The organism is Paracoccus marinaquae (assembly GCF_018860165.1).
GTDB lineage: Bacteria > Pseudomonadota > Alphaproteobacteria > Rhodobacterales > Rhodobacteraceae > Paracoccus > Paracoccus marinaquae.
On the sequence record NZ_JAHKNG010000035.1, the window covers coordinates 1 to 13,921 of the forward strand.

Sequence of the window (13,921 nt, forward strand, 5' to 3'; positions counted from 1 at the left end):
GGGCCATGAGGGCCATGAGGGCCATGAGGGCCATGAGGGCCATGAGGGCCATGAGGGCCATGAGGGCCATGAGGGCCATGAGGGCCATGAGGGCCATGAGGGCCATGAGGGCCATGAGGGCCATGAGGGCCATGAGAAATCGTCCACGGGTTCTACGCAAGCAGAAAAGGCCCATCATCACGCGGATGCTGTGACCAGCGCCGAGGCGTCCACTTCCTATGTTTGCCCCATGCACCCAGAGGTCACCTCCGACACGCCCGGCTCCTGCCCCAAATGCGGCATGGACCTCGTCCCTCAGGCCGAGGCCGGAGAGCACGCGCACCAAGGTCATCATGCGCATCACGGCCACGGCCATCACGCCAAACCGGCCTCGGAGCCGACAGGCCCCTACACCTGCCCGATGCACCCCGAGGTGACCTCCGAGACACCGGGTTCCTGCCCCAAATGCGGCATGGACCTCGTTCCGCAGGCCGAGGCCGGAGGCCACGCGCACAGTGGACATGGCAGTCACAAGCACCACGCGCACACGCCAGCCCAAGAGGGCCAAGGGGGGCACGCTGCGCATGGCGCACACGGGCAGCAGGATGCGCATAGCGAGCATCATGGCCACGCAGGCCACGGCGCAGCGCCCGACATCCCGGGGATCGAGCCACATTTCATGTCCATGGTCGAGCTGACGGAAGGCAAACCGGTCAGCCCCGACGGGTTGGTGATGGAATGGATAGACGCTCCATTCGGCCCATTCTTCCCGGGTCTGCCAAGCGGACTGCATATGGTTCTGACCCTCGATGGAGACAGCGTCGCGGGCGCCGAGATCAGAGGGATGGAGGCGGCAGCGCTGCCATCAGGCGTTGCTCTCGAAGACTTTGCTGCAAGTCTTGCAGACGCGGTGCCCCTGTCACCTGTGGCGATGCGCGAACTGGCCTGCCGCGCTGCCGAAGCTGCAACAGGGCAGACCGCGCCGAAAGACGTGCTGACGGCGCGCGCCGCGGCGGTTGAACGCGAAAGGATCGCAAGCCATCTCAACTGGCTTGCCGGGTTGGCTCGACAAGCGGGCCTTGCACCGCTGGGGCGCCGGGCGGCGGCCATGGAACACCGCGTCCGGACGGCTAAAGCGGATGAGGTGGCAGAGCAAGCAACCTCTATAACGAGCCTTCTGCACGTTGCACTCAACCGATCACTTATGGGACCAAAACTGACCGGGATCGGGACGCTTCAGGGAGCATCGGAAGGTCCTGTGGCACGTGCGGCGGGCCATGCGTCCGATGCCAGACACGGCGACGGGGTCTACGACGAATTAGGTTTCGAACCGATCACGCAGGATGAAGGCGACGCGATGGCGCGGCTACGCCAACGCTGTGCGGAGATTGCGCAAAGCCTTGATCTGATAGCCGAGGCGGGCGCGATTGCGATACCAGTGATGCCGCGTGCAAAAGGCGACGGCCATGGCATGGCCACACTGGAAACACCGCGCGGACCGGCAACCCTGCACCTGACATTGAAGGGTGGCATGGTTTCCTCGACCCATCTGACCACACCTTTCGCGGCACTCGCTGCGCATGTGCCCGACCTGATAAAGCAGATGGAACTTGCCGACGCACTGACCGCAATCGCCTCGCTCGATCTTGATCCCTGGAGCGCGTCACAATGAGTATCGCGATGATCCTTTTGGCGCTTGCTGTCGGCTGCTACGCAGTGGCCGTTCTGGAAAGCTGGGCGGTTCACGGACGCCTGAGCCTGACACGCCCGGCGACTTCGGCACTTGCTCTTTTGGGCCGTGAACAGATCATGCCCCGCACGCCCGACCGGCTCTTCTTCGAATCCGGCCCGGTCCTACTGCTGGTCGCGGGATTGCTGTCGGTGGCGGTGATCCCGCTGGCGCCGGGGCTGATCATTACCGATCTGGCCATTGGCGCGTTGTTTCTGAACGCCGCGCTGGCCTATGTACTGGTTGCCCTTATCATGGCGGGCTGGGGGCCAAACGGAGCTTATGGGATGATCGGCGGCTGGCGCTTTCTGGGCCAGTTCATCGCCTATGCCATGCTGATCGTGATGCCCATAACGGCAGTGGCGATGCGGGCGGAGTCGCTCTCCACCACCCAGATCGTCCTGTCTCAGGCGGCGCTGTGGAACGTCGCCTATCAGCCCATCGGCTTCGTCCTGTTCGTCATCGCGGCGATGGGTGTCGCCTGGCTGCCGCCCATCGACCTGCCCACCGGCGGCGGCGATCTGGCGGGTGGAGTCGAGGCCGAATACACCGGCGCGCGGCTGGCCGTCCTGCGGCTGGCACGGCTTGTGATCATCGTCGCACTGGCCAGCGCAACCGTCACTTTCTACCTCGGAGGCTGGCTTGGCCCGTGGCTGCCGGGCTGGGTTTGGACTGCGCTCAAGACGCTCGCCGTGGCAGCAGGGATGCTTGCGCTCGGATCCAGACTGCCGCGCCTGCGCGAGGCGAAGTATCTTGAACTGAGCTGGAAGCTCGGCATCACCCTGGCGCTGGCCAATATCTTCCTTGTGGGCGTCATCGCCCTCGTGGTGCCGATATGAGCCTTGCCACCGCCCTGTTTCTCGCGTTTTTCGGTGTTGCCGCGATCTGGTTCGGGATCGTCGTCTTTCGCACGCATTCCATGGTGCGTTCGGCCATCGCGCTCCTCTTCAGTCAGACCGCCATCGGGGCGATGTTCCTTGTCATGCAAGCCGAGTTCCTGGGCGTGCTCCAGATCATGATGATGGCCACCGAGATGAGCGTCATGGCGATCTTCATGGTCATGTTCATGATGGACCCCGGCGGCATGGGCAAGATGGACATGACACACCAGAAACGCCTGTCGCTCTGGGCAGGCGGGATTGGCTTGGTTGCCGCGCTTGTGGTGATCTGGACCGCCGGCTGGCAAGGCCCCGTGCCCGACGTGCCCGGGGCCGATGAACAGGCGCGCTTGCTGGGACGCGAAATCCTCGGACGCTCGATGTTCATCTTTGAAAGCGCGGCGCTGATGATCCTGACCGCGATGATCGCCGCGACCATGGTCGCCATCGCCCCGCAAGAGGAGGACACCCCATGATCCCCGAGCTCATGATCGCGCTCAGCGTCGGTGCGGCGCTTTTCGGCGTTGGTCTCTATGGCGCGCTCAGCCAGACCAACCTTGTCATGATCATCATGGGGGTCGAGCTGATCCTTGCCGCGGCACTGCTCAATCTCGTGGCGTTCTGGCGCTATCTGCACCCCGATGTGACCGCGGCGAAGATGTTCGTGCTAATTGTCATGGCGGTGATGGCGGTCGAGATGGCCGTGGGTTTCGGCATCGCCATCGCGCGGTTCCGCTCGCGCGGGTCGGTCGAGATGGAAGAAGCGCGGGAGCTCAAGGGGTGATCTGGCTGGCGCTGACGATCCTCGCGCCCCTGGGCGCGGGCCTGACGGCCCTTGCGCTGCGGCGGGCGCCGGAGGCGATTGCGCTAATCGGCGCAGCCCTGGGCCTTGCCGGGGCAATTGCGCTGTTCGCCGGGGTGGCGGGCGGTACGGATATCACGGCCAGTCTGCCTTTCCTGCCGGACCTGCCGATCCGGTTGGTGGCCAGCCCGCTGACGGCAACGCTGGCGCTGGTCGTCGCGACCGTCGCGGCCATGGTCCTGACCTATGCGGCGGGCTACATGGCGCAGGATCCGGAACGCCCCCGCTTTTTCGGCACCATGCTGATGTTCGTGGCCGCGATGCAACTTCTGGTGCTGTCGGGCGACTGGATCACACTTCTGGCGGCGTGGGAAATGATCGGTTTCGCCTCTTACCTTCTGATCGGGTTTTGGCACGGACGCAACGGAGTGCCCGGGGCGGCCATGAGGGCGTTCCTCTATACCCGGACGGCCGATCTGGGCCTCTACCTCGCGGCCTTCCTGCTGATCGGTATCGCCGGAACCTCCGAGATATCGGCCACGCTTGCCACCACCGGCACCCCGGCGCTGATCGCGGGCCTGCTGCTCTTGTTCGCGGCGATGGGCAAGTCGGCGCAGGTGCCGATGCAGGACTGGCTGATGCGGGCGATGGCGGGACCAACGCCGGTGTCTGCCCTGCTCCACTCGGCCACGCTGGTAGCGGCGGGGGCGATCCTGCTGATCCGGACCGCACCGATGTTGCCTGGCGGCGCGCTTCTGGCAATCGGGATTGTCGGCGGGGCGACGGCGGTGATTGCCGGGCTAATGGCACTGGCCGCAACGGACCTCAAGCGTCTGCTCGCCGCCTCAACCGCCAGCCAGTACGGGCTGATGCTGATCGCGGTGGGGGCCGGGGTTCCCATCGCCGCCCTTCTGCACCTGATCGCCCATGCGGCGATCAAGTCGGCGCTGTTCCTTGGCGCCGGCGTCTTCCAGCACGACCGCGAGAGCACGGATCTTGACACGCTTGCGGGCGCAGGTCGCACCCGGCCCGGCATCTTTGCGGGCTTTGCCGTGGCAGCTCTGGCGCTGGCCGGGCTGCCACCGCTCGCTGCCTTCTATTCCAAGGACGCAATACTCGCCGCGGCTCTCGATAGCCCCTCTGCCGCGTGGTTGCTGCCGCTGGCCCTTGCCGGGTCGGTGCTGACCGGGGCTTATATGGGCCGGGCATTGAAGGTGCTGTGGTCCGGCACGCCGGAGAAGCCCCACGATCCAGTGCCGCTTATGGCCGTCGGCATGGGCGTTCTCGTGGCACTCGCCGCCACGCTCGGCCTTGTTTTCAAACCGCTGGAGGCGATGCTGGGCGCGCATCTGGCCGAGCCCGGCTGGATCGTCCCGGCCATGGGGCTGGCGGTGGGTCTGGCCGGGCTGGCGCTTGGCTGGCTGCTGGCCCCCGCCCGCCTTCTGGGTCCGCTGCTTGCACCTGCGCGGGATGGGTTTCCAATTGCAGGGGGTTTGGACGCCCTCGTGGTCCGCCCGGCGCTGGCCCTGGCGCGGCTGTGCGACCGTCTGGATAGCTGGATCATCCGCCGTGTCGTGCTGGGCGGCATCGTCACAGGCGCACAAGCGCTGTCACACCGGATCGAGCGCGCCGAATACTGGCTTCTGGCGCTGGTCAACGCGGTTGGCAGGCTGAACCTGTCTCTCGGACAGATCAGCCTGCGCACCGACCGTGACACCATCGACCGCGCAATCTTTGGCCTTGTCGATCGCACAGTCGCCCTCGGCACCCGCGCCCGCCGCCTGCAAAGCGGCCTTATCCACCGCGAAATGGCGATGACCGTCGCCGGAATCGCCCTTGTCACCGGCGTACTCCTCGCCGCCCCGCTTTTCTTCTGAGGATCGCGCTCATGCCGCTTCTGACCATTGCCACCTTCCTGCCCATCCTTGCCGGTCTCGCGCTTATGGCGCTGCCCGACCGCTCCACGAAAAAGGCACACACGGTGTCCATCGCCGCGACGGGGGCCGTCTTCCTCATCACGCTGGGGATCTGGGCGCGGGGCATCGTGGCCGGAGATTTTGCCCAGGTCGAGGAAATCGCCTGGATCCCGGCCATTGGCGCAGCCTACCGACTGGGCGTGGACGGGTTGAGCCTGCCGCTTGTGCTGCTGACCTCGCTTCTGTTTCTTCTGTCGGCGTTGTATTCGGCGCGGATCGGGGAGCGGGCGGCCTCCTATGTGGTGCTGATGCTGATGCTGGAAACCGCGTCGCTCGGCACCTTCATGGCGCTTGACGGCCTGCTCTTCTATGTCTTCTTCGAGGTCTCACTGGTGGGCATGTATTTCATGATCGCAGGCTGGGGCTATGAAGAGCGGCAACGGGCTGCGCTCATGTTCTTCCTCTATACGCTTGTGGGCTCGTTGCCCCTCCTGCTGGCGATCATCGGGCTTTACCTCGGCTCAGGTACCTTCGACATGCGTGTCTGGGTCGAAGGTACCACACTGGGCGGGCTTCCCGCCATGCTGGCGCTGATTGCAATGCTCGTGACCTTCGCGGTCAAGATCCCGGCCTTCCCGGTCCACACCTGGCTTCCGGCGGCGCATGTGCAGGCGCCCACGGCGGGCAGCGTGATCCTCGCCGGCGTGATGCTGAAATTCGGCACATACGGGCTGGTGCGCTTTGCCTACCAGATGACGCCCGAGGCCTTCGCGCAGGCCGGACAGGTGATCCTCGCCTTCGGGGTGGTCAGCGCGCTTTACGGGGCCTTCGCGGCACTGGCGCAGAGCGACCTAAAGAAGATGATCGCCTACACGTCCGTTAACCACATGGGGTACGTGGTGATGGGCGTCGCCATTGCTGCACTGGCGACAGAGCCGCGCATCCGGACCATAGCTTTGGATGGCGCGACCCTCCAGATGGTCAGCCACGGGCTGGTCACGGGCGCCCTCTTCTTCCTTGTGGGCATGTTGCAGGACCGGGCCCATACCCGCGGAATCGGCGATTTCGGCGGGCTGCTGGGCCGTGTGCCGTGGCTTGGCTGGGCCTTCATCCTGTCGGCTTTCGCCTCTCTCGGATTGCCGGGCCTGGCGCACTTCCCGGCCGAGTTCCAGATTTTCCTTGCCACGCTGAACGGCATGCCCTGGGGGTTGATCGCGATCCTCGCCATCGTTGTCACGGCGGCGCTGTATCTGCGGGCCATCGCGGGCGTGTTTCTGGGCGAGATGAACGACAAATGGGCCGACATGCCCGATCTGGACCGGCGCGAAAAGCTGGTGGTCCTGCCGCTTCTCGTCCTGACCGTTCTGATCGGTGTCGCACCCGGCTGGCTGATTGACATGATCCACACCACCATGACGGGCCTCGGCAACTGATGGAGATGGGCCGCGATCTTGCCCTTCTGGCGCCGGAGCTTACGCTTGCCGCCGCGGCGATGCTGATGATCGTCGCCGAGATGTTCCGCGCGGCGCGGCTGGTGCTGGCCATCGGTCTGGCCGGGCTTGCGGCGGCCACCCTGCTGACACTGCCGATGCTGAGCGTTGACGCCACCGTCTTCGGCGGCACTTACCGGATAGACCTGATTTCGGGCTGGGCCAAGCTGATCCTGCTGCCCGGCACCGCTCTGTCCCTGCTGCTCGTCCGGGCCGAAATCACCGGTCGCCCGCGCGAAGGCAGCGTTCAATCCCTCGTCGTGCTCGTGACCCTTGGCGCGCTGATGCTGTCGGGGGCTGGCGACATGATGGTGGTGGTGATCGGTGTTGTGCTGACCGGACTGGGCTCTTTCGCGCTTGTGGCCTGGCCGCGCGACGATGCGGCCACCGAGGCAGCGATGAAATACCTCGTCTTCGGCGCGGTCACCGGATCGGTGATGATCTACGGGCTGACCTTCTGGTTCGGCGGCACCGGCTCGACCCTGTTCTCGGAGCTGGGCCAGTTGCAGGGCCAGACACTTGTGACCATCGCCGGGTTGATCGCCATCATCGTCGGTCTGGGCTACAAGGGATCGCTGGTGCCGTTTCATTTCTGGGCACCGGACGCTTATCAGGGGGCGCCCGTGTCGATCGCGGCCTACCTGTCCGTCATCACCAAGGCGGCCGCCTTTTTCGCGTTCGCGCAGGTCCTGCGCGACCTGCCCCGTGACGGTGGCTGGCCTCTGGCGCTGGCCGTGATCGCGGCGGCGACAATGACCTATGGCTACCTCGCCGCACTGGTGCAGACCAACCTTGTGCGCCTGATCGCCTATTCCTCGGTGGCACAGTCGGGATATTTCCTGATGGGCGTCGTGGCCCTCGGGGCCAGCGGCTTTGCCGTTCCGGGCATTCTGGTCTTTGCCGCCGCTTACGTGGCGATGAACCTCGGTGCCTTTGCGGTTGTCCTGCTGGCCGGGCGCGATCTGGGCGATCTCGAAGGCTTCGGGCGCACCCGTCCGTGGCTCGGCGCGGCGATGGTGGTGTTCCTGCTGTCACTGACCGGCATCCCGCCGCTCTTCGGCTTCGTGGGCAAATTTTACCTGCTCTCGGCAGCGGTCGAGGCCGGGTATCTGTGGCTTGCGATCATCGGCGTCCTGAACTCGGTGCTGGCACTTGGAGTTTACCTGCGGTTGATGGTGCCGATGTATCGAACTTCTTCGACAGAGCACCCGTCAGAGGTGGGCGCAGTTCTGACCCAAGGAACAGTCGTGGTCACCGTGCTTGCCACGCTGCTCATCGGGCTCGCGGCCGGAATCCTGCCCGGGCCGTAGACCAGACATCGGCATGGATTTGAAGGTGACCGGGCCAGCCCGCCGGTTTGAGACGCGTTCAAGCGAAGAGCATCGGACATTCGCGCGCGCACCTTTTGCGCGCGATGATGTAGATGAGGTGCTGGGTCCCGAGACCGGCAAGCAGGCAAAAAAAAATCTACGCATAAAGCACGAACAGGGTATCGACCACTGCCGCAATCGTCAACGCGCATCATCGCATGTGCAAACAGGTTGAAACCGCTGGAGGCGGAATGATCGGGGACAGATAGATCACCTAGATCATCCATCGCGGCATCAGGTAATCTAGGATCATCGTGCCTTCATAGTCGAGGCTTTCCTGATTAACGATAATCTCGACCCAATCCAGATTGTCCGGATGCGGCACGTATGGCGCCAGACGGAACGCCAGACCCGCTAGAGCGCGACAACGCACGATCGCCCCCTGAACACAGATTGCACAGGGGATGCCGCAAGCAACTGTATTCACTTATAAAATGCTACCATCCATCACTGGACGATCTGTCAGCCTGTCGCTTTCCACATCCTAAAGCGCCCCTGCCCGGTCACTTCGCGGATCAAACCGCTTGCCTCCATCCACGCCAGATTGCGCTGAACGGCGGCGCGACTGGCTCCAGTCGTCGCCTCAGCCATTGGGGCGGAGACCAAGGGCCACTGAGAGAAAGTTCTTCGCAAGGCAAGCGGCGTGCGGCCAGACAATTGCGCCATGACGTTTTCTGCCCGACCCGTCCACGCTTCAATATCGTCAAGTGTTCGCATCGCCGTCAGAATTGCGCTGTTCATCCCATCCAACCAGCGTGCCAAGCGTTCGGTTGGCAAACCCGAGAAGCGCAGCCCCCTTGCCCCGCCCATAGCCAGCGGTGCGAAGACGGCGCCGCCTTCGTCGCAGGCCGCGATCCTGGACGCGGTGACGGCGGCTTCGATCTGGTCGCCGTGCTGTCCGAGGCCCGCCAGACTCCAGAGATGAAAGCCCATGCAAGCCCTGGTGATTGGGTGGAGCTCGGCTGCGGCTGTCATTACATCCAGCCATCCGCCCGCGCGACCTTCGAAACGCTCAGCGCTGTCTTCAATGCTCTCGGGATCGCGGCGATCCAGGAAGGCGGCCAGGTCGGCCACCGGTCCGGGACCGCCTGTCAGGCGCCGAACAGCCCATCCAACTCTTGCAAGGGCATTAGGGTCATCCTGTGCGCCCGAAAGCCGCATCGATATCCAGAGCGCCAGACGATCAGAACTCACCCGGTCCCCCGCGAACCAGCTGAGGTTCGCTGCCTCTATCAAAGCGAGGCGATGCCGCCAGCCTTCCGGGCCGCGCAGCAGTCGGTCATCCAGAGCACCCAGACGCCCAGCGACCCGTGCCAGTCGAGCAGCTTGAACGCTTTCTGCCTTTGCCCAGTCTTCGATGACAGCAGTGTCGGGCGGTTCTGCCCGTGGCCCGGGAGGCAAATCATTTGGTTCTTCATCGAGTGGTCCCGGCAGAAACCAGTGTCGCTTTTCCTTCACGATTTCACTGCGTGGTTTTCACATGATTTCCGCAAGGTACCTCCGGAAGTGGCGCGGGTTTCTGCTTTGCGATTTCAATTTCATTATGGACTTCAATAGGTTTTGAAGGGCACGGCGGCATGACAGCGCTCAGCAAAGATCGGCCTTTGGAGCGGGCAGCTTACCGCGCTTCAGACGAGGCTTGGTCGAAGGCGGTTCGGATCGCTCGCGAACTTGACCGGGTTCTCGATGGCGACTTGCCGATGCGGGAGGCTGTCAGCCGGGCAGCGGTGGAACTGCGCCTTTCGACGCGTCAGGTCTACAATCACCTCGCCCGGTATCGGGAGGACCGCCGTGTCTCGTCGCTTCTTCCTCGGACGAATGGCGCGCGGCGTGCGAGGATATCGGCCAGCGTGGAAGCCATCATTTCCGACACTTTGCGAAAGATGTGGCTGCAGCCAGAGCAACCCGATCTCGCGCCCATCGTCGACGAAATCCGTGCGCGCTGTGACAGCGAAGGGTACAAGCCCCCGTCCTATGTCACTGTGGCCAAGCGGATCCCGCGCGTGTTCACCCCAGAGGAGATCGCGCGGCGGCGGCTTTCCGGTGGCAAGCATCTTCACCGCCTGAAGCCGCGTCCGGGATACATCCGTGCCGCCCACGCCCTTGAGGTCGTCCAGATCGATCATACCCCGGCCGACATCCAGTTCGTCGAGGTGATCGACGATCATGGCATCTTCGTTGGCAGACCTTATCTGACCATCGCCGCCGATGTGGCGACGAGTGCCATCATCGGCTTCTGTCTGACCCTCGAGCGTCCGTCCCGGCTCTCGGTCGCCTTGTGCCTTGCCCACGCGATATGCAGCAAGGATAACTGGCTGGCCGAACGCGGGATTGCGCACCCATGGGAAATGTGCGGCCGCCCGAAGCAGATCGTTGTCGACTCCGCCAAGGAGTTTCAAAGCAGCACCTTCACGACGGGATGCGCCGACTTCGGGATCACCGTCCGAACCCGGAACAAGGGCACAGTTCACCGAGGTGGGGTTGTCGAGCGCCTCCTTGGAAAAGTGAACACGGTGCTTCGCTCCCTTCCCGGCAAGACCGGGCGGTCCATCGCGGACCGTGGCGACTATTCGTCCGATGAGAGGGCAAGTCTGACCTTCGCGGCCCTCGAGCGTTGCATCGCCCTGGCAATCGTCGATCACAACCAGACCCAGAACGCGCGCAAGCTGACCGTGCCTCGCCTCGAATGGGAGCTGCGACTTCCACCGACGGACCGGCCGATCGATGATCCTGACCAAGTCCTGCTCAACTTTCTCCCCCGCACAACACGCCGCATCTCTCCCCAGGGCGTCAGCCTGTTCGCCATCGACTACTTCGAGCAATGGCTTGGGCCTCTCGTCGCCCGCCGTGACCGGTTGCCACCTCTGGATCTATGCTACGACCCCCGGGACATCAGCCGGATCTACATCGCCGATCCCGACACGCGGATCTGGCGTCCGGTAAAGCGGCGGGATGGGATGACCATGCCAATCACCCTTTGGCAGCATGAAGCCGACCGAGCGCGCACGCGTGAGAGCCAACAACGACCGGCGCAGGAAAAGACGCTTCTGCGCCGGGAAATCGCGGCGACCGTCGCCGGGGCCAAATCCAAGAAGGCTCACCTGCGGGAAATGACCAGGGCCCGACACGCCGCAGACGCGCCGAAGGCGTATCAAAATGTCGGGCAGGTTTCAGAGGCGACCCATACCGGACCAGAACCCGACCGACCCCGCCGCGTCTTTCCTGTGGAGACTTGGTAGCATGGCCGACCATCTCCTACCATCAACCTCAGCGTTGCTCGATGCGGATGCTGCCACCCGCATTGCTCATATTCGGGCGCCACGCTGGATAGGCCATCCCGGTGCCTCTGCGGCACATGATGCGATGCGGCGGCTGTTGGAACGCCCGCCATCACTCCGTCCACGCGGCTTGTTGATTGCTGGTCCCTATCACAACGGCAAGACCATGATCGCCGAACGCTTCGCCGTCGAACATCTGCGCCGTGCCGACCGGCAAAGGGTCTGGGTGATCCAGACCCGGGAGGGGGCAGGCCTGTCGCATTTCTACGCAAGCATTCTGTCCGGACTGCGCGCCCCGCAGGCTGCCGGCTGGCGTAGCCTGTCCCGCGCCAGCGAACAGGTCGATCATCTTCTCGACAGCCTGAAGCCGCGCCTGCTCATTTTCGACGAATTCCACAGTGCGCTGCGCGGACGCCGACAGGATGTGAAGGCAATCTTCTCGTTCCTGCGGCGGATCGCACGCGTGCATGACATCTCGCCCGTGCTTGTCGGCGAAATCGCTGTCTATGATGCATTGCACGACACCGAAGAAATGGGCTCGCGGTTCGATACGGTCGCAGTGTCACGGTGGGGATTCGACGAAGACTTCGCCACGCTTCTCGACAGTCTCGAGGCCAGCATGCCGCTTGCGCATGCCTCAAACCTCTCACGACCTCCCCTGGCCAAAATGATCCATGATCTGTCAGAAGGGCTGATTGGCGAGGTGGTCGACATCGTCACCCGGACGGCGGTGGCAGCTGTTGAGAGCGGTGAGGAAAGGATCACGTCCAGCACCGTCATGGCCCTCGGCTATGTACCGCTGTCACGGCGACGGAACTCGGCCTTGCGCCATTCAATGACATGACCAGCAGTGCGCAGAGGATCACCGTCTCCCCGGCCCGCCGCTATAGAGTGGCCGCGGGGCATCGCTGGCCGGTGGACGTCCGGCCAGCTCCTGGGGAGCTTTTGTCAAGCTGGCTGCATCGGCTTGCACATGCCAATGGTGTGCCGCCGCGCTATTTTGGAGCGGTGCTCGGGGTGGCCGGCGAGACATGGTCGGCGCAACTTGACCGGCATCTGCCGGATTCTGTTCGTCGCTTGCTGCTCGACCATACGGCGATCTGCCCCGACGAGATCGACGGTCTTTGTCTGGCCAACAGTCCACTCTCGACCCTGCGCTTGCGGCTGCGGACCCGGCCGCAAGATGCAGGGACATCGACGGCGCAGTCCTGTTGGTTGCAGTTCTGTCCCTCCTGCCTGGGGGAAGACGAGGTGCCCTATTTCCGGCGGAGCTGGACCTTGGCAACCCGCGTGTCCTGTTTTCGCCATGGCTGCCGCTTGCGCGACCGTTGCCCGTCTTGTGGGCAGAGCCTTGCGCCATTTCGTCAGGCTCGCCTTGTGCCACAACAGTACTGCGCCTTCTGCGACGCCCCTCTCGTAAAACCGACTGGCCCGGCAAGTACGGGCGCCCGGCGCCTCGAGCGGCTGATCGACGATCTGCTGCGCCTTGATTCCGCTGGGCGCGCGCAGGGCGACCGGAAGTCTCTTGCCGTGCAGCTTATGAAACACCCAGTGCCCGTCGGAACGGCGACATCAACGATCCCGTTCTTGTCGCATCGGGTTCGCTACCATTTCTTCCAGCGGCTGTCAGAGCGGCAGATCGAGGTAAGGGACCCCACAGAACGCGGCCCGCTGACCTTCTGGCTCGGGCTGGCCCGCGCCTCCGAAAACCACAAGGGGTTGGTCAGGACGCTCAGAGATCGGCTTGGCGAAACTGCCGGGCCGAGGCCGGCCTCCTCCTCCAGAGAGCCTGATCTGGCCGCCTTGCTGCGGGCAGCAATCCGGCTTCACCAAAGTCGCCGATTTCCTGTTGAGGCCCGGCCGGTCGCCTAACCTTCCGTGGCCCCCGATGGGCCTGCCAGGCCTGCATCGTCCAATTGCTCGGGGTCTGGCAGGTCGCGCAAGGACTCCATCCCGAAGGCAGCCAAGAACGCCTCGGTGGTGACGAAGGTATGAGGCGCGCCACGTCTCGGCTCACGGGGGCCGGTGCCGATCAGGTCCCGCTCGGCAAGTCGGCCGATCAGGTCACGGCTGATCTCTTTTCCAAAGATGTCCTTCAACCCGTCGCGGCTGACCGGCTGGTGATACGCAATCGCCGCCAGCACGGCCAGATCGTAGTCCGACAGGTTCAGCGCCTGGCTGTCCACATCTGCCGCAGCGCGGATCGCTGGGGCATAGGCCGCGCGCGTGCGCAGCATCCACGCCTTGCCCACCTGTGCCACCTCATAGGGTCGGCCCTCCAGATCCACTGCCAGATCCTCGATCAACAGATCGATCGAGGCCCCCTGCCCCACGACCCGCGCCAGATCCTCGCGCGCCACCGGTGCGCTACTTGCAAACAGCACCGCCTCGATCCGGCGCATCCACTCCCGCCAGCGCAACTCAGGGGGAAGAACGGCCAATTCGCGGTCAAGTTCTGTGTCCTCGCGCCGCCCCATGC

General features: G+C 64.2%; 13 protein-coding genes and 1 pseudogene. 12 read left to right on the plus strand and 2 right to left on the minus strand.

All coding sequences use genetic code 11. The annotated features are described in order from the left end of the window. Positions 1 to 229: 229 nt before the first annotated feature. The 9 genes and pseudogenes from KNW02_RS20910 to KNW02_RS15740 all read left to right on the plus strand — a co-directional run. Positions 230 to 454 (plus strand): annotated as a pseudogene (locus KNW02_RS20910) (heavy metal-binding domain-containing protein); the annotation flags it as partial. A 204-nt stretch (positions 455 to 658) separates the two neighbouring features. Further along, positions 659 to 1,651: an NADH-quinone oxidoreductase subunit D-related protein gene (locus KNW02_RS15705; protein WP_051487980.1), complete on the plus strand. Its 993-nt coding sequence runs from the start codon at positions 659 to 661 to the stop codon at positions 1,649 to 1,651. Positions 1,652 to 1,659: 8 nt separating this feature from the next. Then, complete coding sequence (locus tag KNW02_RS15710) at positions 1,660 to 2,547, plus strand: complex I subunit 1/NuoH family protein (RefSeq protein ID WP_252733971.1); 888 nt, start codon at positions 1,660 to 1,662, stop codon at positions 2,545 to 2,547. Then, a complete protein-coding gene (locus KNW02_RS15715; protein ID WP_078523484.1) occupies positions 2,544 to 3,062 on the plus strand; it encodes an NADH-quinone oxidoreductase subunit J family protein in 519 nt (172 codons plus the stop codon). The genes KNW02_RS15710 and KNW02_RS15715 overlap by 4 nt, the downstream gene beginning before the upstream one ends. Beyond that, complete coding sequence (gene nuoK / locus KNW02_RS15720; RefSeq protein ID WP_050532696.1) at positions 3,059 to 3,370, plus strand: NADH-quinone oxidoreductase subunit NuoK; 312 nt, start codon at positions 3,059 to 3,061, stop codon at positions 3,368 to 3,370. Before KNW02_RS15715 ends, nuoK begins: the two co-directional genes overlap by 4 nt. Continuing rightward, a complete protein-coding gene (locus KNW02_RS15725; RefSeq protein ID WP_216034233.1) occupies positions 3,367 to 5,265 on the plus strand; it encodes an NADH-quinone oxidoreductase subunit 5 family protein in 1,899 nt (632 codons plus the stop codon). The genes nuoK and KNW02_RS15725 overlap by 4 nt, the downstream gene beginning before the upstream one ends. Positions 5,266 to 5,276: 11 nt before the next feature. Further along, complete coding sequence (locus KNW02_RS15730) at positions 5,277 to 6,737, plus strand: complex I subunit 4 family protein (protein WP_216034234.1); 1,461 nt, start codon at positions 5,277 to 5,279, stop codon at positions 6,735 to 6,737. A 5-nt stretch (positions 6,738 to 6,742) separates the two neighbouring features. Next, positions 6,743 to 8,104, plus strand: coding sequence for an NADH-quinone oxidoreductase subunit N (locus KNW02_RS15735; protein WP_078523489.1), 1,362 nt, complete (start codon positions 6,743 to 6,745; stop codon positions 8,102 to 8,104). A 13-nt stretch (positions 8,105 to 8,117) separates the two neighbouring features. Further along, entirely contained in the window at positions 8,118 to 8,339 is a 222-nt protein-coding gene (locus tag KNW02_RS15740) for a hypothetical protein (RefSeq protein WP_216034235.1), read from the plus strand. Positions 8,340 to 8,626: 287 nt separating this feature from the next. On the opposite strand, the gene KNW02_RS15745 is transcribed toward KNW02_RS15740, so the two are convergent. After that, positions 8,627 to 9,625, minus strand: a complete 999-nt coding sequence (locus KNW02_RS15745) for a hypothetical protein (RefSeq protein WP_431356767.1) — start codon at positions 9,623 to 9,625, stop codon at positions 8,627 to 8,629. Between the two features lie 116 nt (positions 9,626 to 9,741). Here KNW02_RS15745 and KNW02_RS15750 point away from each other — a divergent pair, with 116 nt between their 5' ends. The 3 genes from KNW02_RS15750 to KNW02_RS15760 are packed head-to-tail and all read left to right on the plus strand — an operon-like array spanning position 9,742 to position 13,314. Continuing rightward, entirely contained in the window at positions 9,742 to 11,403 is a 1,662-nt protein-coding gene (locus KNW02_RS15750) for a transposase family protein (RefSeq protein WP_252733974.1), read from the plus strand. 1 nt (position 11,404) lies between these two features. Beyond that, positions 11,405 to 12,286, plus strand: a complete 882-nt coding sequence (locus KNW02_RS15755) for a TniB family NTP-binding protein (protein ID WP_216034236.1) — start codon at positions 11,405 to 11,407, stop codon at positions 12,284 to 12,286. Then, positions 12,283 to 13,314, plus strand: a complete 1,032-nt coding sequence (locus KNW02_RS15760) for a TniQ family protein (protein ID WP_256447748.1) — start codon at positions 12,283 to 12,285, stop codon at positions 13,312 to 13,314. Before KNW02_RS15755 ends, KNW02_RS15760 begins: the two co-directional genes overlap by 4 nt. Here KNW02_RS15760 and scpB read toward each other — a convergent pair. Further along, positions 13,311 to 13,919 carry an SMC-Scp complex subunit ScpB gene (gene scpB / locus KNW02_RS15765; RefSeq protein ID WP_216034238.1) on the minus strand — a complete coding sequence of 203 codons (609 nt, stop codon included), beginning with the start codon at positions 13,917 to 13,919 and terminating at the stop codon, positions 13,311 to 13,313. The two genes, KNW02_RS15760 and scpB, sit on opposite strands and share 4 nt — an antisense overlap. Positions 13,920 to 13,921: the final 2 nt, after the last annotated feature.